The organism is Amycolatopsis ponsaeliensis (assembly GCF_030182635.1).
Taxonomy (GTDB): domain Bacteria; phylum Actinomycetota; class Actinomycetes; order Mycobacteriales; family Pseudonocardiaceae; genus Amycolatopsis; species Amycolatopsis ponsaeliensis.
Genome location: NZ_JAPZLD010000047.1, coordinates 65486 through 87048 on the forward strand (window position 1 = coordinate 65486; position 21563 = coordinate 87048).

At 71.1% G+C, this 21563-nt stretch carries 23 protein-coding genes; 16 read left to right on the forward strand and 7 right to left on the reverse strand.

The window, feature by feature from the left end; all coding sequences use genetic code 11:
• The 7 genes from QQ657_RS45230 (at position 1) to QQ657_RS45260 (ending at position 6380) form a co-directional block, all read left to right on the forward strand.
• Complete coding sequence (locus QQ657_RS45230; protein WP_284748567.1) at positions 1-1056, forward strand: SurA N-terminal domain-containing protein; 1056 nt, start codon at positions 1-3, stop codon at positions 1054-1056.
• Positions 1053-1985, forward strand: coding sequence for a nucleoside triphosphate pyrophosphohydrolase (locus QQ657_RS45235; RefSeq protein WP_284748568.1), 933 nt, complete (start codon positions 1053-1055; stop codon positions 1983-1985). Before QQ657_RS45230 ends, QQ657_RS45235 begins: the two co-directional genes overlap by 4 nt.
• 54 nt (positions 1986-2039) lie before the next feature.
• On the forward strand, positions 2040-2597 hold the full coding sequence (locus QQ657_RS45240) for an RNA polymerase sigma factor (protein WP_284748569.1): 558 nt from the start codon (positions 2040-2042) through the stop codon (positions 2595-2597).
• On the forward strand, positions 2594-3421 hold the full coding sequence (locus tag QQ657_RS45245; protein WP_284748570.1) for a zf-HC2 domain-containing protein: 828 nt from the start codon (positions 2594-2596) through the stop codon (positions 3419-3421). Before QQ657_RS45240 ends, QQ657_RS45245 begins: the two co-directional genes overlap by 4 nt.
• A gap of 10 nt (positions 3422-3431) precedes the next feature.
• Positions 3432-4235, forward strand: coding sequence for an ABC transporter ATP-binding protein (locus QQ657_RS45250; RefSeq protein WP_284748571.1), 804 nt, complete (start codon positions 3432-3434; stop codon positions 4233-4235).
• A 229-nt stretch (positions 4236-4464) separates the two neighbouring features.
• The gene (locus QQ657_RS45255; protein WP_284748572.1) at positions 4465-5820 is read left to right on the forward strand and encodes a hypothetical protein; all 1356 of its coding nucleotides are present in this window, start codon (positions 4465-4467) and stop codon (positions 5818-5820) included.
• Positions 5817-6380, forward strand: a complete 564-nt coding sequence (locus tag QQ657_RS45260; RefSeq protein ID WP_284748573.1) for a hypothetical protein — start codon at positions 5817-5819, stop codon at positions 6378-6380. The genes QQ657_RS45255 and QQ657_RS45260 overlap by 4 nt, the downstream gene beginning before the upstream one ends.
• 61 nt (positions 6381-6441) lie before the next feature.
• On the opposite strand, the gene QQ657_RS45265 is transcribed toward QQ657_RS45260, so the two are convergent.
• Genes QQ657_RS45265 through QQ657_RS45275 form a run of 3 tightly spaced genes read right to left on the reverse strand, consistent with a single transcriptional unit; the run spans position 6442 to position 8520 of the window.
• Complete coding sequence (locus tag QQ657_RS45265) at positions 6442-6852, reverse strand: PPOX class F420-dependent oxidoreductase (protein ID WP_284748574.1); 411 nt, start codon at positions 6850-6852, stop codon at positions 6442-6444.
• A 34-nt stretch (positions 6853-6886) separates the two neighbouring features.
• Positions 6887-7954 (reverse strand): GDSL-type esterase/lipase family protein, encoded by a 1068-nt coding sequence (locus QQ657_RS45270; protein ID WP_284748591.1) that lies wholly within the window; start codon positions 7952-7954, stop codon positions 6887-6889.
• Positions 7951-8520, reverse strand: coding sequence for a TetR/AcrR family transcriptional regulator (locus tag QQ657_RS45275; protein WP_284748575.1), 570 nt, complete (start codon positions 8518-8520; stop codon positions 7951-7953). Before QQ657_RS45275 ends, QQ657_RS45270 begins: the two co-directional genes overlap by 4 nt.
• Positions 8521-8594: 74 nt before the next feature.
• Between QQ657_RS45275 and QQ657_RS45280 the strand changes: the two genes are divergently transcribed.
• Positions 8595-8807 (forward strand): KTSC domain-containing protein, encoded by a 213-nt coding sequence (locus QQ657_RS45280; RefSeq protein ID WP_284748576.1) that lies wholly within the window; start codon positions 8595-8597, stop codon positions 8805-8807.
• On the opposite strand, the gene efeB is transcribed toward QQ657_RS45280, so the two are convergent.
• The 3 genes from efeB to efeU are packed head-to-tail and all read right to left on the reverse strand — an operon-like array spanning position 8804 to position 12052.
• Positions 8804-10060, reverse strand: a complete 1257-nt coding sequence (gene efeB / locus QQ657_RS45285; RefSeq protein WP_284748577.1) for an iron uptake transporter deferrochelatase/peroxidase subunit — start codon at positions 10058-10060, stop codon at positions 8804-8806. The two genes, QQ657_RS45280 and efeB, sit on opposite strands and share 4 nt — an antisense overlap.
• On the reverse strand, positions 10057-11202 hold the full coding sequence (gene efeO / locus QQ657_RS45290) for an iron uptake system protein EfeO (RefSeq protein WP_284748578.1): 1146 nt from the start codon (positions 11200-11202) through the stop codon (positions 10057-10059). The genes efeB and efeO overlap by 4 nt, the downstream gene beginning before the upstream one ends.
• 4 nt (positions 11203-11206) lie before the next feature.
• On the reverse strand, positions 11207-12052 hold the full coding sequence (gene efeU, locus QQ657_RS45295; protein WP_284748579.1) for an iron uptake transporter permease EfeU: 846 nt from the start codon (positions 12050-12052) through the stop codon (positions 11207-11209).
• 369 nt (positions 12053-12421) lie between these two features.
• Here efeU and QQ657_RS45300 point away from each other — a divergent pair, with 369 nt between their 5' ends.
• The gene (locus QQ657_RS45300) at positions 12422-13168 is read left to right on the forward strand and encodes a lysozyme family protein (RefSeq protein ID WP_284748592.1); all 747 of its coding nucleotides are present in this window, start codon (positions 12422-12424) and stop codon (positions 13166-13168) included.
• Between the two features lie 219 nt (positions 13169-13387).
• On the opposite strand, the gene QQ657_RS45305 is transcribed toward QQ657_RS45300, so the two are convergent.
• Complete coding sequence (locus QQ657_RS45305; RefSeq protein WP_284748580.1) at positions 13388-13792, reverse strand: tetratricopeptide repeat protein; 405 nt, start codon at positions 13790-13792, stop codon at positions 13388-13390.
• A gap of 174 nt (positions 13793-13966) precedes the next feature.
• Between QQ657_RS45305 and QQ657_RS45310 the strand changes: the two genes are divergently transcribed.
• The 7 genes from QQ657_RS45310 to QQ657_RS45340 all read left to right on the forward strand — a co-directional run bounded on the left by QQ657_RS45310 (position 13967) and on the right by QQ657_RS45340 (position 21425).
• Complete coding sequence (locus QQ657_RS45310; RefSeq protein ID WP_284748581.1) at positions 13967-14413, forward strand: VOC family protein; 447 nt, start codon at positions 13967-13969, stop codon at positions 14411-14413.
• Positions 14414-14500: 87 nt separating this feature from the next.
• Entirely contained in the window at positions 14501-15787 is a 1287-nt protein-coding gene (eno, locus tag QQ657_RS45315) for a phosphopyruvate hydratase (protein WP_155540934.1), read from the forward strand.
• Between the two features lie 7 nt (positions 15788-15794).
• Positions 15795-16346, forward strand: a complete 552-nt coding sequence (locus tag QQ657_RS45320) for an FtsB family cell division protein (RefSeq protein WP_284748582.1) — start codon at positions 15795-15797, stop codon at positions 16344-16346.
• 47 nt (positions 16347-16393) lie between these two features.
• Positions 16394-16903 carry a DUF501 domain-containing protein gene (locus tag QQ657_RS45325; protein WP_284748583.1) on the forward strand — a complete coding sequence of 170 codons (510 nt, stop codon included), beginning with the start codon at positions 16394-16396 and terminating at the stop codon, positions 16901-16903.
• A gap of 150 nt (positions 16904-17053) precedes the next feature.
• The gene (locus QQ657_RS45330; protein WP_284748584.1) at positions 17054-18226 is read left to right on the forward strand and encodes a lytic transglycosylase domain-containing protein; all 1173 of its coding nucleotides are present in this window, start codon (positions 17054-17056) and stop codon (positions 18224-18226) included.
• A 118-nt stretch (positions 18227-18344) separates the two neighbouring features.
• Positions 18345-19298 (forward strand): Ppx/GppA phosphatase family protein, encoded by a 954-nt coding sequence (locus tag QQ657_RS45335; protein WP_284748585.1) that lies wholly within the window; start codon positions 18345-18347, stop codon positions 19296-19298.
• A gap of 501 nt (positions 19299-19799) precedes the next feature.
• Positions 19800-21425, forward strand: a complete 1626-nt coding sequence (locus QQ657_RS45340; protein ID WP_284748586.1) for a peptide ABC transporter substrate-binding protein — start codon at positions 19800-19802, stop codon at positions 21423-21425.
• Positions 21426-21563 lie beyond the last annotated feature (138 nt).

Below are 21563 nucleotides of genomic sequence, written 5' to 3' on the forward strand. Positions count from 1 at the left end.
ATGGGGCGCCCTCGCGCGCTGGTCGCGGTTGTTGCCGGTGCTCTTCTGCTCGCCGGGTGCGGCTCCGGCCCCAGCCAGGTCGGCAGCGCCGCCATCGTCGGCGACCGCTCGGTGTCCATCGACCAGGTGCAGAACCTCATCGACAAGGCCGTCCGCGAGCAGCCCTACGCGCGCAAGCTCGCCGCCGAGCACAAGCTCGACGTGCTCGGGCGGGCGGTCGTCAGCTCGCTCGTGCTGCACGAGCTGCTCGCCACGGCCGCGGAAAAGCAGGGCATCACGCCCAACTACGGGCAAATCGAAGCCCAGCTGGCCAAGGACCCCCTCAACGGCACGGTGTCCGCCGACGCGGCCGACGAGAACCAGGCAGTCAGCGAGCTCGTCACCCGCACCCGCGACCACCGCGAGGCGCTGACCGACACCTACCTCGCCCAGGCGCTGGCCGAGAAGGTCGTCCCGAACCTGTCGGTCACTTTCGACTACACGTCCATCGGCTCGATGCCGGACTCCGCCACCGGTGCCACGCTCAAGGGGCCCGACGCGAAGAACGCGGCTTTCGACCTCGCCCGGCAGTTCGCCGCCGACCCGGCGGCCGCGACCAAGCGCATCGGCGCCGACGCCCAGTACGAGGCGTCGCTGCGGCAGCAGGCGGCCCAGCAGGGGCAGAGCACCGACTCGATCCCGCCGCTCACCGGCGTCGGCGAGGCGGTGCCCGCGTCGCAGGCCGGCGTGCTCGCCGCCAGCCCGCTCTTCGGGTCTCCGGCCGGCACCGTCACGGTCTTCCCCTACCCGAACCGCGAGGGCACCTGGTTCGTCGCGGTGGTCCGCCAGCGCGTGGACGACAAGCCCGTGGCCACTGAGCAGGCGCCGTCCCTCGACGACGCCTCCAAGACCGCGATCGGCATGCGGCAGCTGCAGCCGCTGTTCGACCAGTCCGACGTGCGGATCAACAAGCGCTACGGCGTGTGGGATGTGGTGGGCATGAACGTCCTCCAGAACCTGGACGCCGCCCAGGGCCTCGTGCTGCCCCAGGGTGGTTCCGGCCGTACGCAGCAGTGAGCACGGGCGTCGTCGTGGTCGTCCGCGGGGCGACCCTGCCCGCCGCGGCGCTGAAGATCCTTCGTGACGCCACCGCCGTGTACGCGGCCACGGACGTCGACGCGAGCTTGTTCGGCGTTCCGGACATCACCGAGGCGCCGTCGTTGAAGGACGTCGTGCTGCTCGCCGGGTCCCGGGACGAGCCCGCGGCGTCGCTGCTCATCGCGACCGGCGCGGAGGTCATCGAGACGCCGGCGCCGCCGCTGGTCGAAGCCGCCGAGGTGATGGACCGGCTCCGCTCGCCGGGCGGCTGCCCGTGGGACGCGGCCCAGACGCACGATTCGCTCCGGCAGTACCTGGTCGAGGAGACCTACGAGCTGCTCGACGCCATCGAGTCGGGCGACCGCGAGGCGCTGCGCGAGGAGCTCGGCGACGTCCTGCTCCAGGTGCTCTTCCACGCGCGGGTCGCCGCCGAGGACGCCGCCGACCCCTTCGGCATCGACGAGGTCGCCGCCGACCTGGTCGCGAAGCTGGTCGGCCGGCACCCGCACGTCTTCGCCGACGCCGACCGGGTGCACACGGTCGAGCACCAGAACCTCAAGTGGGAAGAGCTGAAGCAGCAGGAGAAGCAGCGCAAGTCCATTGTGGACGGCGTGGCGCTCGGCCAGCCCGCGGTCGCGCTGGCCGGCAAGCTCGGGCAGCGTTCCGGCCGCGCGGGCATCCCGCTGGACCTTTTCCCGGTGGGCACCGGCGCCGCCGCCCAGCTGTTCCGCATCGCGGCGACGGCGCGGCGCGCGGGCGTCGACCCCGAGGGCGAGCTGAGGGCGCTGGCGAAGCAGTTCGCGAACGACGTCCGGGCCGCCGAGCAGGCCGCGCGCGACGTCGGGCTGGAGCCGACGACCCTGGAGGCCGACGGCTGGCGGAAGTTCTGGCCCTCTCACTCGATGTGACGTAGCGCACACTCGGGTGAGAACCGTTCCGGGCGATCCGGCGTCTTGCCTGGTGTGAGGAAACTGCCACTGGAGGACGCCGACGAGGAGCACCTCGTCCGGCGCACGGCCAAGGGCGACCGCGCGGCGTTCGAGGAGCTCTACCGCCGCACGTCGCCCTGGCTCGCCGTGCGCCTGCGCCGCCGGTGCGCCGACGACCAGATCGTCGCCGAGGTCATGCAGGAGACGTACCTGGCCGTGTGGCGCGCGGCGGCGTCGTTCGCGGGGGCCGCGACCGGCGGGACCGCGGTCGGCTGGCTGTGGACGATCGCCGCGCGGCGCCTGGTCGACGCGTTCCGGCGCCGGGCGCACCACGCCGAGGTGCTGGCGGAGGTGGCCTTCGACGTCGCGCCGGTGCCGGCGGCGGAGGACGTGGCGCTGGCGGCGACGATCGGTGACGAGGTCGGTGACGCGCTGCGTGACCTCGCCCCCGAACTGCGGGCGGTGCTGCAGGCGATGGTGCTCGACGGGCTGACCGTCCGGGAGACCGCCGTCCTGCTCGGGCTGCCCGAAGGAACCGTCAAGACCCGCGCGCGCCGGGCGCGGTTCGCGATGAAGGAGGCCCTGTCATGACCCACGCGTCGGACGAGCTCATCGCCGAGTACGTGGCGGGTTACGGCCTCCCGGCCGACCGGCTGTGGGGTCTGGAAGCGCACCTCGAGACGTGCCGGGTGTGCAGGGCGCGGCTCGCCGAGGTGGCGCCCGTCCAGCCGGTGGTGGATGTCGTCTGGAACCGGCTCGGCGTCGAAATCGAGCTGTCGGGTGTTCCGTTCCACGGGCCGCCCGTGCCGCCCCGGGCCCCTCGGCGGCAGCGGTACCGGCGGCGGTGGCTCGACACGTGGGTCACGCCGGCGATGGTGCCGTGGCTGGCGATGATCGGGCTGGTCACGCTGCTCGCGGTCGTGCTCGACCAGGTCTGGCACACCGTGCTCGACGTGACGGGGGTGCAGCTCTTCGCGCCGGTGCTGCCGGTGCTCGGGGTGGCCGCGTCGTGGGCCCGGGGGCTCGACCCGGCGTACGAGGTCGTCGCCGCGACGCCGCGGGCCGGGCTCTACCTGGTCGCGCGGCGGACGGTGGCGGTGCTCGCCGTCGTCCTGCCGCTGCTGGGGGCAGCCGGGTGGCTGACCGGTACCGCGCCGGCGCTCTGGCTGCTGCCGAGCCTGGCGTTCACCACCGGGACGCTCGCGCTCGGCGGGCTGGTCGGGGTCAGCCGGGCGGCGTACGCGCTGCTCGTCGTGTGGGCCGGCGTCATCGTGCTGCCGAGCTTCGCCGAACAGGGGCAAACGTTTGCGCTCAGCACCGGCGCGCTGCCGGTGTGGGCTGGGATCTTCGCGCTGACCACGGTGGTCGTCGTCCTGCGCAGGGCGGCGTTCACCCGGCTCGGCGCGCATCACTAGGGAGGAAGACATGCGGGCAGTGGGAGCCGCCGAGGTCGCGCCGACGACTTACGCCTGGGAGATCCAGGCGGAGAGTCTGAAGGTGCGGGTGGGGCGGCGGAAGATGGCGGTGGACGGGCTGGACCTGTCCCTGGGCAAGGGGGTGCACGGCCTGCTCGGGCCGAACGGCGCGGGCAAGACGACGCTGATCCGGGCGCTGGCGACGGTCCTGCGGCCGGCGGCGGGCAGCTTGTCGCTGCTCGGCGCACCGGCCGGCGGCCGCACGGGGCAGCGCGACCTGCGCCGCCGGATCGGCTACCTGCCGCAGAACTTCGGCTACTACAAGCGGTTCACGGTCCGCGAGTTCGTCGAGTACCTGGCGTGGCTGAAGGAGATGTCCAAAGAGGACATCCCGGGTGCGGTGCAGCGCGCGATCGAGCGGGTGGGCCTGGCCGACCGCGCGGACGACCGCATGAAGACCCTGTCGGGCGGCATGGTCCGCCGGGTGGGGATCGCCCAGGCGATCGTCAACGACCCGGACATCCTCCTGTTCGACGAGCCGACGGCCGGCCTCGACCCGGCGCAGCGGGTGCGGTTCCGCGAGCTGGTCCAGGAGCTGGGGCAGGACTCGTGCGTGCTGATCTCGACGCACCTGGTGGAGGACGTCGCGACGGCGTGCACGGACGTGGTGCTCTTCGCCGAGGGAAAGCTCGTGTTCCAGGGCAGTCCGGACGCGCTGGCGGCAGCGGGCACGGCGGAGCACGTGGGCGACAGCCCGATCGAGCGCGGCTATTCGGCGTTGCTGAACCACGAGCCGGGCCAGGGGGAGTGGTGATGACGACGCGCACCGAGCCACGGCGCCCTCGGCCGACGGCGGAGGGCTCGAGTCCCTCCGGTCCGGCACCGAGTGGTGGCGCCGCAAGCGGACCGGAGGGCCCGAGTCCCTCCGGTCCGGCACCGAGCGGCCGCGCCGCAAGCGGATCGGAAGGCTCGAGTCCCTCCGGTCCGGCACCGAGCGGCCGCGCCGGAACCGCGCCGGCCCCGTCCCGTCCCGAGGTGACCCGATGATCCTGCGCATCGAGCTCCGCCGGTCCATCGCGCCCTGGGCCGGTCTGGCGATCCTCGCCGTCGCGCTCGGGTTCCTCTTCCTGCTCAGCGGGCCGTGGTGGAAGGTCCCGGCGCCGTGGACCGCGCACGCGACCACCACCGCCCTCTGGGTGCGTTTCCTCCTGCAGCTCCTCTGGCCGATCGTCGTCGGGGCCGGTGCGATCCAAGGGATGCGTGACAGCCGTTCCGGCATGGTCGAACTGCTCACGACCACGTCCCGTCCGGGCTGGCACCGAGCCGCCCGGCTCGCCGGTGCCGTCGGCGGGTTGAGCGCGCTGGGGTTCCTGCTCGTGTTCACCGTCGGCGCGGTCGAAGTCCTCGTGCACGACGGGTTCTTCTCGGCGGGCTTCGTGCCGGTGGTGCTCGTCGGGCTCCTCGGCGTGGTCGCCGGGAGCTGGCTGGGCCTGGCCGTCGGGCGGCTGCTGCCGCACCCGCTGACCGCGCCCGGACTCGCCGTCGTGACGCTCGTCCTCACCACCCTCTGCTGGATGGCCCTCGAGCCGGACCTCGACCCGGTCCTGTCCGTCCGGGCCGGCCTGCTCGCCCCGGCGCTCGCCGAGCCGCGGGGCATGATGGTGACGACTCCGGCGTCACTCGACGTCGGGCAGGCCGCCTGGTTCCTCGGCCTCGCCGCGACCGGATTCCTGCTGCTGGCCGCGGATTCCGTGCGGGCCCGGCTGCTCGGACTGCTGCCGATGGTGGCGGGCGTCGCGATCGCGTTGCCGCTCTTCCCGGCCACGCAGGCCGGCGTGCTCACCACCGACACCGTCGCGGCCGAGAAGGTCTGCGATGGCCCGATCTGCCTCACCAGGTTGCACGCCGGCAGCCTGGCCGCGCTGGCCACACCGGGCCGGGAAGCCCTGGCGCTGCTGGCGAAGCTGCCCGGTGCACCGGCCCGGATCGAGGAGCGCATCACGGCCAGCCGGCCGGACGTGCCGCCGGAGCGCGCCGCCGACGTCGTCTACCTGGACTTCCAGCGCGACAACCTGGGCACGGCGGACGCGCCCACCCTGCGCCTCGCGGTCCTGGCCGGCGCCGGCGTGCCCTCGTGCGCCGGCTGGAGCAGGGCCACGTTCCCGGACCAGGCCGCGCGGATGATCACCGCCGCGTACTTCACGGGTGAGCTGAAACTGCTGCCGGAGTACGGCGGGAGCTGGTTCAGGGACAAGCTCGGCGTGGCCGGGCAGCTGTGGGCGACGTTCCGCGCGCTGCCACCGGACATCCAGCTCACCCGCGTCGCCGCGGCGCGGCAGGTGCTGCTGACCTGCCAGGGCGACCCGCTCGAGAAGCTGGTGCCGGGTGGCCCGCGATGAGGTGGGCGGTGCTGTACGCGCGTTCACGCCAGCTGCCGGTGGCGTTCGCGGCACTGGTGGTGAGCACGGCGGTGGTGTGGCTCCTGTCCCGCGACGACTGGGCGTTGCCCCAGGCGTTGCTGGCCCTGACGGCTTCGATCGCGGTGGCGGCGATCGGCCTGAGCGGCCAGGACCCGGATCTCGACCGCACGGCGGCGCTCCCGTGGTCGCGCAGGCGCTTCGCCCACCTGGCTCTGATCGGCCTGGCCTCGGCGGGCGCGGTGCTGGCGGTGCAGCAGCTGGGCCCGTCGGCTGTCGACTTGTCGATCATCTTCCGCGACGCGGCGGGTCTGCTGGGCCTGACCGGCCTGGCCGCCACAACGGCGGGTGGTCAGTTCGGCTGGACCTTGCCGGTGGCCTGGTCGGCGGTGGCGCTTTTCGTGAAGAACGACGGCTCGACGGCCAGTGAGATCGCGGCCTGGATGCTGCAGAGCGCGGAAACACCGGTGGCTACCTGGACGGCGGTGCTCTTGGCGGTCACCGGAACCGTGGCGTACACGGCGTGGGGCGGCCGCCGCTGAGTGTTCCGGCCCGGTGAGGCCGCCACGGGAACCCCCAGGCTCCCGTGGTGGCCTCGGCCGCTCAGACGTCGCGGACGTTCGTCTCGAGTTCCAGGGGCTCCCGGTTCCAGTCCTCCACGCCGAACGCCAGGATCCGCGACGGGTGGATCCGGATCACGGCGTCGTCGAAGTGGTTGTCCGGGAGGTTCACCTCGGTCAGCGCCTCCGCGCGGCCGCGGATCTCCAGGCAGCGCACCCGCCACGGGTTCGTCGACGGCAGGTCGTCGACCACGAACGCGACGTGGTCGTCGGCCGCCAGGTTGCGGAACTTCTTGCTGCCGCGCAGGTTGTGGCCGGTGACGTCGATCGTCTTCTCGTCCGGGTTGTACCGGAAGCCGACCGGGTTGACCTGCAGGGTTCCGTTCGGCTGCCGGGTGGCCAGCCGGCCGAGCGGCTGGGCGTCGAGGTAGGCGAGCTCTGCTTCGGTGAACATGCCCCGAAGCATTCAACTTCAAGGGAGGTTGAAGTCAAGCGAACGGGCCGCCGAAGGCCAGTTCCGTGAAGCGCGAAGCGATGAGACGGTGCGACGCGCCGTCGGGGTGCAGCTCGTCCGGCAGCGGGAACTCCGCGTAGTCGGCCGGCCCGTACAGCGAAAGCCCGTCCAGGTAGTGCAAGGCCGGATCCTCCCGCTGCGCAACGATGCGTGCCAGCTCCTCCCGGATCACCTCCAGCGTCAGCTTGTCGGGGGCCGGGACTCCGGTCGCCCGGAACCGCACGACTCCCGAAGCCAACGCGTCGTGGTCGAAGTCGCCCGGGCCGGGCGTCCGCTCGTGGATCGGGCAGTACAACGGCGACACGACCAGCAGCGGCGCCGACGGGTGGCCCTCGCGGATCGTGTCCAGGAACCCGTGCACGGCCGGGCCGAACGCGCGCAGGCGCATCAGGTCGGCGTTGACGATGTTGATGCCGATCTTGACGCTGACCAGGTCGGCCGGGGTGTCCCGCAGCGCGCGGGCGGTGAACGGGTCCAGCATCGCGTTGCCGCTGAACCCCAGGTTGACCAGCTCGACCCCGGCCGAAACCGCGGTCAGCGCGGCCCACGTCGTCGACGGGCTGACCGCGTTCGAGCCCTGGCTGATCGAACTGCCGTGGTGCAGCCACACCCGGTCCAGGGTCGACGCGGGCGAGACCGGTGCGTCCGTCCGCAGCGCGACCAGCTCGGTGATTTCGTTGTGCGGCAACCAGATCTCGACGTCCTTGAGGTGCCCGGGCAGGCCGGCGAACCGCACGCCGCCGGGCGCGGTCGCCTGGGCGGCGAGCTTGCCGTCCACGAGCAGGTCGTACACGCCGTCCGGACGCGGCGGAGCGCCCGGGTACTCGATCTTGGTCGGCAGCGTTTCCAGTTCGATGACGGCAGCCGTCGTGCGGAAGCGCAGGCGGACCCCGGCGGGCTGCGTGTCGGCCATCGCGAGCCGCGGATCGGTGTTCTGCGCCCGCGCGCGGGCGGGCAGCCGGTGCGCCACCAGGCCGCGCGGGGTTTCTTCGAGTTCGAGGGCGCCGCGCACCAGGTCGGCGGTCAGCGGGGTGGTGATCACGGTCGTGGCCAATCGCGGAGTAGGGAATCGAGGACGTCGAGGAGGCGGATCCAGCTGTCCGCGGACGCGGGCGGGCTGTGGTCGAAACCGCCGTCGGCTTCGAGGGCGACGAACCCGCGGAAGAAGCTGCCGAGCAACCGGACGGCGTGCGTCTGGTCCGGCCCGGTCAGGTCGTAGCCCCGCAGGATCGCGCGCATCAGCTGCGCGTGCCGCACGCCCGCGCTCGCCGCCGCGGTCTCCGCGTCGAGCCGCAAGTTCGCCGCGGCGAACCGGCCGGGGTGCTCACGGGCGTAGTCGCGGTAGACGCCGGCGAAGGTGACGAGCGCTTCCCGCCCGGCCCGCCCGGCCAGCGCGGCGCCGGCCCGGTCGGCGAGCTCGTCCAGCGCCAGCAGCGCGATCCGCGTCCGCAGGTCGTGCGCGTTCTTGACGTGCGAATACAGGCTGGCGACCTTGACATCGAACCGCCGCGCGAGCTCCGACGGCGTCACGCGATCGAACCCGATCTCATCGGCCAGCTCGGCACCCGTGAGTACCACGCGTTCCGTGGTCAATCCGGCACGAACCATCACTACACCTCCTCTTGCCTAAACCCAATGTAGAACTTCCTAAAGGATTTAGGCAAGGGGATATGATGGCGGTCATGCGCCGCCAAGCCGTCAGCTCCTCGACGATCGCGTCGATCGGCTACGACCGGGAGGAACACCTCTTGGAGATCGAATTCGTGAACGGAAGCGTCTACCGCTACCGGCTGGTGCCCGAGTCCGTGCACCGGGACCTGATGGGCGCGCCGAGCCAGGGCCGGTTCTTCAACCAGAGGATCCGTGACGTGTACCCGACCGAACAGGTCGGCTAGGCAAACAGCCCGTCGCCCCAGGAGCCCGTCGGCGACACGCCCGGTGGCACCGCGAAGTGCGCCGATCCGGTGTGCTGGACGTACTCCATCATCGCGTCCTTCGACGACAGCGCCTGCTGCATCGGGACGTACTGCGCACGCGTGTCCCGGTTGAACGCCAAGAAGAACAGCCCCGCCTCGAGGTGCCCGACGCCGTCCGACCCGTCGACGAAGTTGTACCCGCGGCGCAGGATCCGCACGCCGTTCAACGCCTGGTGCGAGGCCAGCCGGACGTGCGCGTCCTCGGCGATCACCTTCTCGCCGCCCGCGCCGCCCACGTCCAAGTCCAGCTCGTCGAACTCCGCGGTCTGGCCCAGCGGGGCGCCGGTGCCCTTGGTGCGGCCGACGATCTGCTGCTGGCCGTCGAGGGTCTCGCGGTCCCACGTCTCGATGTGCATGCGGATCCGGCGAGCCACCAGGTAGCTGCCGCCGGCCATCCACGCCTGGCCGTCGGCCGGGGTGGCCCACACCTGGTCGCGCAGGAAGTCCGTGTCCTCGGACTTGATGTTGTTCGTGCCGTCCTTGAACCCGAACAGGTTCCGGGGCGTCTGCTGCGCCCGGGACGTCGACGAGCTGCGGCCGAAGCCGAGCTGCGACCAGCGGACCTCGGTGACGCCGAAGCCGAGCCGCACCAGGTTGCGGACCGCGTGCACCGCCACCTGCGGGTCGTCCGCGCAGGCCTGGATGCACAGGTCGCCGCCGCCGCGGGCCGGGTCGAGCTTGTCCTTCGGGAACAGCGGCAGGTCGATCAGCTGCGGCGGTCGCTTCCCGGCGAGACCGAAGCGGCCGTCGAACAGCGACGGGCCGAAGCCGATCGTCAGCGTCAGGTGCGACGCGGGCAGGTCGAGCGCCTCGCCGGTGTCGCCGGGCGGCGCGTAGTCGCCGCTGCCGACCGCGCCGTTCGGCACGACCTCCTGGCCCGCCGTCATCCGGCGGGCCGCGTCGGTCCACGTCTTCAGCAGCTGCCGCAGCTTCTCGCGGTCCTTCGTCGTGACGTCGAGGGCCGCGAAGTGCAGGTTCGCCTGGGCCGGCGTGACGATCCCGGCCTGGTGCTCGCCGTGGAAGTCGACGGTGGTCACCGCCGCTTCGGCGCTGCCGCCGGTCGCCTTGTCGATCCCGATGCCCGCCGCGGCGCCGGCGCCGGCGAGCGCGACACCCGCCCCCGCCAGGCCGAAGAGCTTCCGGCGGGAGACCCGGGTGCCGTCTTCGCTCACTTGGACACGACCTCCGCGACCTTGCTCAGCGGCTCGCTCAGGGCGTCGACAGCCGAGGCGAACGCCTTGATCTCGTCCTGGGACAGCTGGTTGTAGAACTTGTAGCCGTCACCGGCGCGCGTCTTGTCCAGCAGGCCCTGGACGTTCGCGAACTCCTTGTCCAAAGTGGACACCAGAGCCGCGTCGCGCTCCTGCAGCAGCGGCCGCAGCGAGGCGATCGCGCCCTTCGAACCGTCCACGTTGGCCTGGAAGTCCCACAGGTCGGTGTGCGAGAAGGTCTCCTCCTCGCCGGTGATCTTGCCGGTGGCGACCTCGTCGAGCAGGCCCTTCGCGCCGTTGGCCAGGTCGAGCGCGGTCAGCTCGAGGGTCTTGGACTTGGCGACCAGGTCCTTGACGTCGGTCAGCAGCTTGTCCGCGATCTTCGGGCTGTCGGCCTGCAGGCCGGTCACGTACAGGTCCTTCTCGAGGCGGTGGAAGCCGGTGAACTGCTGGCCCGGCTCGAGGTCGGCCTCGCGGACGTCGATGGCCGGGTCCAGGTCGCCGAACTTCTCGGCGACCGGCTCGATGCGCTCGTAGTAGATGCGGGTGCGCGCGTACGCGGCCTTCGCCTCGTCGACCTTGCCGGCCTTGACGAGGTCGACGAACTTGCCCGTCTCCTCCTCCAGCGCGGCCGTGTTGTTCGCGACGTAGTCGGCGTAGCTCTTGGTGGCCTGTGCCTTCTGCGCGTTGGCGTCGGCCTGCTTCGGGGCGCCACCGGTGATGGTGAAGTCGCCGCGGATGCCGTTGCCGGCCATGCCCGGCTTGCACGCCGTCTGGTACTTGCCGGCGTCGGAGGCTTCGACGATCAGGCGCCGGTTGAGCCCGGGCGCGATGTTCTCGACCTCGCCGACGATCCGGTCACCCTCGGCGTAGAGGTAGAACTCGGTGACCTTGCTGCCCTTGTTGGTGATCTCGAAGGTCACGTTGCCCGCCGTGGCGGTGTTGGCCGAGACGGTGCACGCGCTGTCGGACGCCTCGACCTTGATCGGGCCGCCGGCCGCGGTCTCGTTCCCGGTGCTGCCCTGGCTGTCGCACGCGGCCAGCGTCACCAACACGGCGGCGCCGGCCACGACGGCCAGCGGGGTTCTGGGGGACTTGCGCACGCGGTCACTCCTTCGAGGCGGCCGCGGCGGCGGGCGCCGGCGCGGTCTTCTTGCTGGGCTTGAGGAAAAGGGGCAGCACGATGACGACGTAGGCGACCCAGGCGACGGCCTGCAGCACGGTCGTCTGCTGCGAGTAGTTGAAGATGCCCTTGAGCAGGGCGCCGTACCAGGACGTCTCGGGCAGCGTGCTCGACGCGTCGAAGGCGAGGGTGCCGATGCCCGGCAGGAACGCGGCCTCCTGCAGGTCGTGCAGGCCGTAGCCGAGCACGCCCGCGGCGACGAACACGAGCAGGACGCCGGTGATCGTGAAGAACTTGGCCAGGTTGAACCGCACCGCGCCCTTGTAGAGCAGCCACGCCAAGAGGACCGCCGCCACGATGCCGACGGCGAAGCCGATCAACGGCTGCGCGGTGTCCGACTGCGCGGTCTGGACGGCGGAGTAGAAGAACACCGCGGTCTCCAGGCCTTCGCGCCCGACCGCGAGGAACGACAGCAGCAGCACGGCCATCGGGCCGACGTCCAGCGCGTCGTCCATCTTCCCGCGCAGCTCGGCGGCGATGCTCTTGGCCGCCTTGCGCATCCAGAAGATCATCGCCGTGACGAACACGACCGCGACGATCGACAGGCTCCCGCCGAGCAGCTCCTGGTGCTCGAACGACAGCTGGGCGGTCGTGTAGGTCAGGACCGCGCCGACGCCGATCGACAGCAGCACCGCGGCGCCGACACCCGGCCACACCCAGCGCAGCGCGTGGCGCCGCTCGGTCTTGACCAGGAACGCCACCAGGATGCTGACGACCAGCGCGGCTTCCAGGCCTTCGCGCAGCCCGATCAACGCGCTCGAGAACAACACCGGTCCGCCTCCTGAAATATTTCTGGGTCCAGGAAGTTTTTAGGTAAGGCTCACCTGTAAGTCCAGCGCGCGTACGGCCGCTCGAAACGATGCAATCGGACAAATGGGACTGGATTGCGAAGTTAGGTTAGGGTAACCGCAGGTCAGGGCCTTGCGCGTCGACTCGATAACGAATTTTGTGACATCGCTGGCAGCGGACCTGTTTTTACCCTCCGTTTGCCTGGTCAGGCGGCCGAGTGACCCTCTTGAGTGGCTCCGTAACCTGATCGGGTGGCCGAAACCGCTCAGCCGACCGTCACGCCTCCGTCGTCGCCTCCGGGCGGCCCGCCCAGGCGGTACGTCGGCCGGGTGGCCCTCTCACTCGGGCTCGTGGTCGCCGGCGTGGTCCTGGTGCTCACGATCGGTATCCGGAACCCGGAGACCCCGGCCGCGCCCCCGCCGGCGCAACCCGCGCTGTCCATCCCGGAGCAGCGCCCGCAGCCCGGCGCCGAGTCGCCACGCGCCGGGCTCGCCGCCCCGGTCGACCGGCCCGCCGTGTCCGACCAGGCCGAGCTGGACGCGTGGGCGGCGCGCGTCGCGGGCAAGACGCACCTCCCGGCGCGCGTGCTCGCCGCGTACGGCCGGGCGGAGATGTGGATGCAGCGGCAGAAGCCGACGTGTCACCTGTCGTGGGCGACGCTCGCGGGCATCGGCCGGGTCGAGGCCGGGCGCGGGGACTTCGACCTGTCGGCGATCGGCGCGGACGGCCGCGTCGCGAAGCCGGTGGTCGGCCCGCCGTTGGACGGCTCGGCGGGCATCCCGGCGGTGCACGACACCGACGGCGGCAAGCTCGACGGCGACAAGTCGTGGGACCACGCGATCGGCCCGTTGCAGTTCCTGCCGGCGACGTGGAAGAAGTACCAGGAGCGGGCCGACGGCGACGGCGGCACGCCGGACCCGCAGAACGTGGACGACGCGGCCTTCACGGCGGCGCGCTACCTGTGTTCGGGCGGCGACGACCTGGGCACCCCGGCGGGCTGGTGGCGCGCGATCCTGTTCTACAACTCGGGCGTCGCGTACGGCCAGGACGTCTTCAGCGCGGCGGACGCCTACGCGGAGGCGAGCGTCGCGCCGTGAGTCAGAGCTCCCGGTCGGCGAACAGCGGCGTGACGGCCATGAGCACCAGCAGCAGCAAGCCGGCGTAGGCACCCAGCGTGGCGAAGATCGACATTTCCGGTTCCTCCCTCGTTCGGTCTGGAACCAGCTTCGCCGGAAGAGGGGGTGCCGCGGATCGGCCGAGGGGCCCGGACCGATCGGCCGAAAGTCTGATCTCCGGGGGGCCGATCGGCACTGGTGTCAGGATTCGCGCAGGGCGATGCGCGCCTTGACCTCGCTGATCGCCTCGAGGTACTCCGGCACCGGGTTCATCGCCGACGCCATCCGCATCTGGGCCAGTGCCTCGACGAACCGGCCGAGGCGCTGCAGGGTCCGGCCCAGGATGAACCGGGCGTAGTGGTCCGTCGGGTCCAGTTCGATCACCCGCGTGAACGCCTGCTCGGCGCGGCGCAGCTGGGCGGAGTGGAAGTACGCGCGCCCCGCCAGGAGGTGGACCGACGGCTTGTCCGTTTCGGATTCCAGCAGTGGCTGCAACGCCTTCAGTGCGTCCAGTGGACGGCGGCGCGCGACGAGATCCTCGGCCTGGCGGAAGGCATGGAACCGCGACTCCTCGGGAGGCTGCGAAGCAGCTGCGGCGTCCGTCATGGTCATCCCACGTTACCAATCCGGCCAAAAGTAGGCCATCCCTTCGGGCGGCGCGTGACCGCTGCTAGGGAGCCATTTGGCCGTGACTGTGGCCGGATTGGTAACCATCGGTGCAGTACCTCGGAAGAGGGGCTTGCACACGCCGCCGATCGGGACGTGATGGACTGTCCCGCCATGAGCAGCCCGTACCGGGGCCTGGCGCCCTACCTGTACTACGCCGACGCCACGGCGGCGCTCGCCTGGCTGACCAGGGTCTTCGGGTTCACCGAGGAGGTCCGGTTCTGCGACGGGGCCGGCGAGGTCTTCCAGGCGACGCTGCGCGCGGGCGACGCGCGGATCCAGATCGCCGGCGTCGGGCCGGACTACTTCCAGGCCAAGGGCGTGGAGGGGCCGGTCGGCCAGCTCAACATCCTCTACGTGGACGACGTCGACGACGCCTACGCGCGGATCGAGGTGGCGCTCGGCGACGAGGGCGAGCTCGACCCGCCGCAGGACCAGCCCTACGGCGCCCGGGTGTTCACCGTCGCCGACCTCGGGGGCAACAGCTGGACGTTCTGGCAGCAGACGTCCGAGTCCGTGGAGCTGCCGCCCGGCTGGCAGGCAGTCCGCACCGATGGGTGAGTGACCGGCCGTGCCTCCAACGGGTGAACTGCGGCGACGGCTAGGCTGGTCGCGAAACCGCAGGCACGACGCACCGAGGAGCATGGCGTGGCTCTCATCGAGCAGGTAGGCGCGCGCGAGATTCTGGACTCGCGTGGCAACCCGACCGTCGAGGTGGAGGTGGCTCTCGACGACGGAACCCTGGCGCGGGCCGCGGTCCCGTCGGGTGCGTCCACCGGCGAACACGAAGCCGTCGAGCTGCGGGACGGCGACACCGGCCGCTACAACGGCAAGGGCGTCGAGCGCGCGGTCGCCGCGGTCCTCGACGAGATCGGCCCCGAGATGGTCGGCATCGAAGCCGTCGACCAGCGGATCGTCGACCAGAAGCTGGTCGACCTCGACGGCACGCCGGCGAAGTCCCGCCTCGGCGCGAACGCCATCCTCGGCGTCTCGCTGGCCGTCGCGAAGGCCGCCGCCGAGTCGGCCGAGCTGGAGCTGTTCCGCTACCTGGGCGGGCCGAACGCGCACGTGCTGCCGGTCCCGATGCTGAACATCCTCAACGGTGGTTCGCACGCGGACAGCAACGTCGACGTCCAGGAGTTCATGATCGCGCCGATCGGCGCGGAGACCTTCCGCGAGGCCCTGCGCTGGGGCGCCGAGGTCTACCACTCGCTGAAGTCGGTGCTGAAGGGCCGCGGCCTCTCGACCGGTCTGGGCGACGAAGGCGGCTTCGCGCCGAACCTGGCGAACAACCGCGAGGCGCTCGACCTGATCCTGCAGGCCATCGAGAAGGCCGGCTACACCCCGGGCCGCGACGTCGCGCTCGCGCTCGACGTCGCCGCGACGGAGTTCTTCGCCGACGGCGCGTACACCTTCGAGGGCAGCAAGAAGAGCGCGGAGCAGATGTCGGCCTACTACGCCGAGCTGATCCGCGACTACCCGATGGTCTCCATCGAGGACCCGCTGAGCGAGGACGACTGGGACGGCTGGGTCACCCTGACCGCCGAGATCGGCGAGAAGGTCCAGATCGTCGGCGACGACCTGTTCGTCACCAACCCGGACCGCCTCGAGGAGGGCATCACCCGCCGTGCCGCCAACGCGCTGCTGGTGAAGGTCAACCAGATCGGCACCCTGTCCGAGACGCTCGACGCGATCTCGCTGGCCACGTCGTTCGGCTACAAGTCGATGATGAGCCACCGCTCCGGCGAGACCGAGGACACGTTCATCGCCGACCTCGCGGTCGCGACCGGCGTCGGCCAGATCAAGACCGGTGCCCCGGCCCGCGGCGAGCGGATCGCCAAGTACAACCAGCTGCTGCGCATCGAGGAGACCCTCGGTGACGCCGCCCGGTACGCCGGCGAGCTGGCCTTCCCGCGGTTCAGCGCCGAGGGCTGAGCCGGGTATGGCCGACCGGGGGAGGACGACGCGCAACCGCCGAGGCGGCGGCGGGGCTTCGCGGGCCAACCGGCCCGCGCCGGCCCGCCGTCCCGAGGCGGTGCGCCGCCGCACCGGCGACGTGGAGACGACCCGGACCCGGCTCCGCCGGAGCCTGGCGGCGAAGCGTGCGTCGGGTGCGGCGAAGGTGCTCGGCATGTCCACCACCCGCCGCGCGGCGGTGGTGGCGATCGTGGTGTGCGCGCTGGCGTTCACCATCGCCGTGCCCCTGCGCACGTACCTCGCCCAGCGGACCGAGATCCGCGAACAGCAGGCGCAGCAGGCCCAGCTGCAGCAGACGGTCGCCCAGCTCCAGGGCCGCAAGGCGGAGCTGAGCGACCCGGCGCAGATCGAGGCCGAGGCCCGGCGCCGGCTGCGGTACGTCAAGCCGGGCGAGACGCCGTACATCGTCCAGCTGCCCGAGGACAAGGCCCCGGACGCGGCTCCGCAGCAGGGACAGCAGCAGATCCCGGACGGCTCCTGGTACGAGAACCTCTGGAACCAGGTCTCCGGCGGCTGAGCCGGGCGGCCCGGGGGTGGCGCACCCCACGCATTAACCTTGAGCGCGTGAACAGCACGCAGCAGCACCGGTTCGAGCCCGTCACCGACGCCGACCGCGAGATCATCGCGGAGCAGCTCGGACGGCCGCCGCGGGCGCTGCGGGCCGTGGCCGCGCGGTGCCCGGGCGGGCACCCGTCGGTGGTGCAGACCAGCCCGCGGCTGGAGAACGGCACGCCGTTCCCGACTCTCTACTACCTGACCTGCCCGAAGCTGAACTCGATGATCGGCACGATCGAGGCGTCCGGGATCATGAAGGAGATGACCGAGCGGCTCTCCACCGATCCCGAGCTGGCCGCGCGGTACCAGCGCACCCACGAGACCTACCTCGCCGAGCGCGACGCGATCGAGCCGCTCGGCCACCAGGTCACCGCCGGCGGCATGCCCGGGCGCGTCAAGTGCCTGCACGTGCACGTCGCGCACTCGCTCGCGGTCGGTCCGGGCGTGAATCCGTTCGGTGACGAGACGCTGGAGCTCCTTAAGGCGAACGGGTGGCCGATGGGGGACTGTGCCGAGTAACGCTCGCGCGTCGTAAACAGATAACTGGGCTGGGTGAGCGAAAACCCCCGTCCGGCGAGATTCAGACTCCCGAAGGGGTGAAACCACGCCCCGGGTACGGCAGGCTGTCACCCGAGGGTGGGACCGAACCGGCCAGGAGGGCTCAGAGCAATGCGCGTGCGGCGACTGCCTGACGCAGTCGGGAGCCACACCCGAAGATTCGGGATCCGCCACCGCACGGCCTACCCCCTGATCACCGGCATCTTCGCGGTGATCCCGGCGTTGCTCGCCGGCGGCGTCACCCTCGGCTGGCTCGGCGGCAACGGTGACCACACCCGCGACGCCGCCCTCGGCCAGGGCTACGACCCCGGGCACGCCGCCATCCAGCAGATCGCCGTCGACGGCACCCTCCCCGGCGCGCCCACCCCGCTGCCGCTCCCGGCGTACGAACTCCCCGACGGCCCCCTCGGCATCCCCGCCACCGCGCTCGCCGCGTACAAGAACGCCGCCGACATCCTCGGCCGCGAGCAGGCCGCGTGCCGCATCGACTGGGCCCTGATCGCCAGCATCGGCCGGATCGAGTCCAACCACGCGCGCGGCGGGTACGTCGACGCGAACGGCACCACGCGCGAGCCGATCCTCGGCCCGGAGCTCAACGGCCAGGGCGCGTTCGCCGCGATCCCGGACACCGACCACGGCGAGCTCGACACGGACCCGGTGTGGGACCGCGCGGTCGGCCCGACCCAGTTCATCCCGGCGACCTGGCGCGGGTACGCCTCCGACGGCAACGGCGACGGCAAGTCCGACCCCAACAACATCTTCGACGCGGCCCTGGCCACCGGCCGCTACCTCTGCTCCGGCGGCTTCGACCTCTCGAACCCGGACCAGCTGCGCGGCGCGATCTACCGCTACAACAACTCCGACACGTACGTGAACACCGTGATCCTGTGGGCCGAGGCCTACCGCAACGGGATCATGCAGGTGCCGGACAGCACGGTCCCGATCGGCGCCCCGAACGCGGCGCTGGCCCCGGCCCCGCCGGCGATCCCGCCACCCCCGGTCCCGACGACGACACCGAGCAGCCCACCGCCGACGACGGGCACGTCGCTGCCGCCGACGACGAAATCGCCGGTGTGCGTCCCGCCGACGACGATCGTGATCTCGACGACGATCACGAGCGTGACCACGGTGACGAGCCCGCCGCCGACGACGACCACGACCCCGCCGACGACCACCGGCGAGCCGACCACGACCCCGCCGCCGCCGACGTGCGGGCAGACGGTCACCTCGGTCAGCACATCGGCCGTCCCGTCCACGACCACGGTCCCGGCGACCATCGGCTGACCCCCGGGCAAACGTCTTGAATGAGTCATTCAGGACCTCCGAAGACCTGAATGACTCATTCAAGACGTTCGGAGTGGAGGCGAGCCGGGGCCGGCACCGCGGCGGTTAGGGTGATCGCATGCCTCGTGTTGCCGCGATCGACTGTGGGACCAACTCCATCCGCCTGCTCGTCGCCGAGCTGACGCCGCGCCACGACGGCACGGTCGACCTGCGCGACCTGCACCGCGAGATGCGGATCGTCCGGCTCGGCCAGGGTGTCGACGCCACCGGCGAGCTCGCCCCCGAGGCACTCGAACGCACCCGCGCCGCGCTCGCCGACTACACGGTCGCCGCCCGGCGCAAGGGTGTCGAGAAGGTGCGGATGGTCGCCACCTCCGCCACCCGCGACGCCAAGAACCGCGACGACTTCTTCCGCATGACGCGCGAGACCCTCGGCGTCGAGGCCGAGGTGATCACCGGCGACGAGGAGGCCCGGCTGTCCTTCACCGGCGCGGTCGGCGAGCAGGACCCGGACGACGGCCCGTTCGTCGTGGCCGACGTCGGCGGTGGCTCGACCGAGCTCGTCCTCGGCACCTGGGACGGCAGGCAGGCCGAGGTGAGCGCGGCGAAGTCGGTCGACATCGGCTGCGTCCGGATCACCGAGCGTGCGCTGAAGAGCGACCCGCCGACGGCGGACGAGATCGCGGCGGCCCGCGACCTGGCGGGCAAGGTCCTGACCGAGGCGTTCGACGTCGTCGACGTCGCCCGCGCCCGCACGTGGATGGGCGTCGCGGGCACGGTGACCACGCTCTCGGCGATCGCGCTCGGGCTGCCGGAGTACGACAGCGACCGCGTCCACCTGTCGAAGCTCGGCCCGGCGGACATCGACCGGCTCGCGACGAAGCTGCTGGCCGAGAACCACGCCACCCGCGCGGCGAACCCGGTGATCCACCCGGGCCGCGTCGACGTGATCGCCGGGGGCGCGGTGGTGGTCCAGACCCTCGCCGAGCAGCTCGCGGCCCGCGGCGGCCCGACCGGCCTGGTGGTCAGCGAGCACGACATCCTGGACGGCATCGCCCTCTCGCTCGCCTGATCCGGTTTGGACCGGGCCGACCCGGCAGGCCGCCCGCTCCGGCGTGAACGAATCCCGAACTCGCGTGATCGAGCCCGGATCTCGCGTGACTGAGCGCGGATCTCGCGTGATCGAGCCCGGATCTCGCGTGACTGAGCCCGGATCTCGCGAGTTCCGGCTTCAATCACGCGAGTTCCGGCTTCGATCACGCGAATCCCGTCCCGGATCACGTGTGGTCCGGTTCCGGCCGGCCAGGCCTCTTGACAACCACCCCACTGACCCTTTCGGACATCCGAAAGAGCTTGCGCCACAACGAGAATCCAAAACGAACCGAACGTGAGCGCGCGATGACCACGTGTCCGCGCTACTCCGTCCGGAGTACCCGAATTCCTACGTTGGTTGTGCTCCAACCAGGTGGTCCTGACGACCGTCACTGATTTGCAACACCGCAGTCCTGTGATCGGCTTCACCGCCCCCGATAGCGTGCGTCTCACCTTTCGGACAGACGGAGATGGAGGGGACATGCGTCGTTCGCGCAGGCTCTGGGGACCCACGGTGGTGATGACCTCGCTGGCGCTCGCGCTCGCCGCTTGCGGCGGCGGTTCGGGCAGCTCCGCGGGAGCCGGCGAGGCGGACCCGGACGGCACCGTCAGCGTCTACGGCACCGAACCGCAGAACGCGCTGGTCCCGACCAACATCAACGACCTCGGCGGCACCAAGGCGATCCAGGCGATGTTCGCCACGCTCGTCGGCTTCAAGGGTGCGGACGCCAAGCCGTTCAACCTGATGGCGGACTCGATCACCACGACCGACTCCAAGGTCTACGACATCAAGATCAAGCAGGGCTGGAAGTTCCACGACGGCACCGAGGTGAAGGCGCACAACTTCATCGACGCCTGGAACTACGGCGCCTACGCGCCGAACGGCCAGCTCAACACGGACTTCTTCTCGAACATCCAGGGGTACAAGGACGTCCACCCCGCGGACGAGAACGCGAAGCCGGCCACGGACAAGATGTCCGGTCTGGTCGCCAAGGGCGACTACGAGTTCCAGGTGACGCTGGACGCGCCGTTCTCGGTGTTCGACATCAAGGTCGGCTACCAGGCGTTCGCGCCGCTGCCCGACTCGTTCTTCAAGGACCCCAAGGCCTTCGAGCAGCACCCGATCGGCAACGGCCCGATGAAGTTCGTCTCGCGGACGCCGAACCAGGACATCAAGCTCACCCGCAACGACGACTACAAGGGCGACGACAAGGTCCACTTCAAGGACCTGAACATCAAGATCTACTCCAGCCAGGAGACCGCCTACCAGGACCTGCTGAGCGGGCGGCTCGACTTCATGGAGGCGCTGCCGCCGTCGGCGGTCGCGGGCGGCAAGTACAAGGCCGACCTCGGTGACCGGCTCGTCACCGGCGCGCTGCTCGGCGTCAGCACCATCGCCGTGCCGTACTACGTGCCGGGCTACGACAACCTCGAACTGCGCAAGGCCATCTCGATGGCGATCGACCGCGCGCAGATCACCAAGACCGTCATGAACGACACCTACGTCCCGCTGGACGGGTACGTCGCCCAGGGCATCACCGGTGCCCGTTCCGGCGTCTGCCAGTTCTGCAAGTTCGACCCGGCGGCGGCCAAGGAGGCCTTCGCGAAGTCGGGCTTCAAGGGCAAGCTGACCATCGCGTCCAACGCGGACGGCGGCCGCAAGGAACCGCTGACCGCGGCGTGCAACAGCATCAAGAACACCCTCGGCGTCGAGTGCGACTTCGTGCCGGCCACCGACTTCGGCCAGTGGCGCAGCATCGTGACCGGCAAGAAGCTGACCGGCATGGGCCGTTCCGACTGGTCGGCGGACTACCCGTCCATCGAGGACTTCCTCAACCCGATCTACAAGACCGGTGGGTCCTCGAACGACTCCAGCTACTCGAACCCGCAGGTAGACGCGATCCTCGCGCAGGCGGACGCCACCGCCGACAAGGACGCGGCGGTCAAGCTGTACCAGCAGGCCGAGGACCTGGTCGCGAAGGACCTGCCGTCGATCCCGGTGTGGGACGAGAAGGGCGTCGCGGCGAAGTCGAAGAACCTCAAGTCGGCGGCCCTGGACTTCCGGCGCATGCCGGACTACCCGTCCATCGAGGTCCTGAAGAAGTGACGCGCTGACCTGCCGGTACCCACCACCACGCCGTGGGGGGGGGGTTAAACAGGTGTGTAGAGGGTTTGAGGAAAACACCGACCGCCCCGCCCCGCGCCCGCCAAGGAGCGGCTGTTTAGGGGGGCGCGGGCGCCGCGG

Bases quoted from the DNA above. Each gene is read 5' to 3' on its own strand.
- QQ657_RS45250 (WP_284748571.1), top strand. From the start codon at position 3,432: ATGCGGGCAGTGGGAGCCGCCGAGGTCGCGCCGACGACTTACGCCTGG.
- QQ657_RS45305 (WP_284748580.1), bottom strand. From the start codon at position 13,792: ATGACGGACGCCGCAGCTGCTTCGCAGCCTCCCGAGGAGTCGCGGTTC.
- QQ657_RS45330 (WP_284748584.1), top strand. From the start codon at position 17,054: ATGCGCGTGCGGCGACTGCCTGACGCAGTCGGGAGCCACACCCGAAGA.
- QQ657_RS45230 (WP_284748567.1), top strand. From the start codon at position 1: ATGGGGCGCCCTCGCGCGCTGGTCGCGGTTGTTGCCGGTGCTCTTCTG.
- QQ657_RS45320 (WP_284748582.1), top strand. From the start codon at position 15,795: ATGGCCGACCGGGGGAGGACGACGCGCAACCGCCGAGGCGGCGGCGGG.
- QQ657_RS45310 (WP_284748581.1), top strand. From the start codon at position 13,967: ATGAGCAGCCCGTACCGGGGCCTGGCGCCCTACCTGTACTACGCCGAC.
- QQ657_RS45260 (WP_284748573.1), top strand. From the start codon at position 5,817: ATGAGGTGGGCGGTGCTGTACGCGCGTTCACGCCAGCTGCCGGTGGCG.
- QQ657_RS45340 (WP_284748586.1), top strand. From the start codon at position 19,800: ATGCGTCGTTCGCGCAGGCTCTGGGGACCCACGGTGGTGATGACCTCG.
- QQ657_RS45335 (WP_284748585.1), top strand. From the start codon at position 18,345: ATGCCTCGTGTTGCCGCGATCGACTGTGGGACCAACTCCATCCGCCTG.
- QQ657_RS45245 (WP_284748570.1), top strand. From the start codon at position 2,594: ATGACCCACGCGTCGGACGAGCTCATCGCCGAGTACGTGGCGGGTTAC.
- QQ657_RS45255 (WP_284748572.1), top strand. From the start codon at position 4,465: ATGATCCTGCGCATCGAGCTCCGCCGGTCCATCGCGCCCTGGGCCGGT.
- QQ657_RS45280 (WP_284748576.1), top strand. From the start codon at position 8,595: ATGCGCCGCCAAGCCGTCAGCTCCTCGACGATCGCGTCGATCGGCTAC.
- QQ657_RS45275 (WP_284748575.1), bottom strand. From the start codon at position 8,520: ATGGTTCGTGCCGGATTGACCACGGAACGCGTGGTACTCACGGGTGCC.
- QQ657_RS45265 (WP_284748574.1), bottom strand. From the start codon at position 6,852: ATGTTCACCGAAGCAGAGCTCGCCTACCTCGACGCCCAGCCGCTCGGC.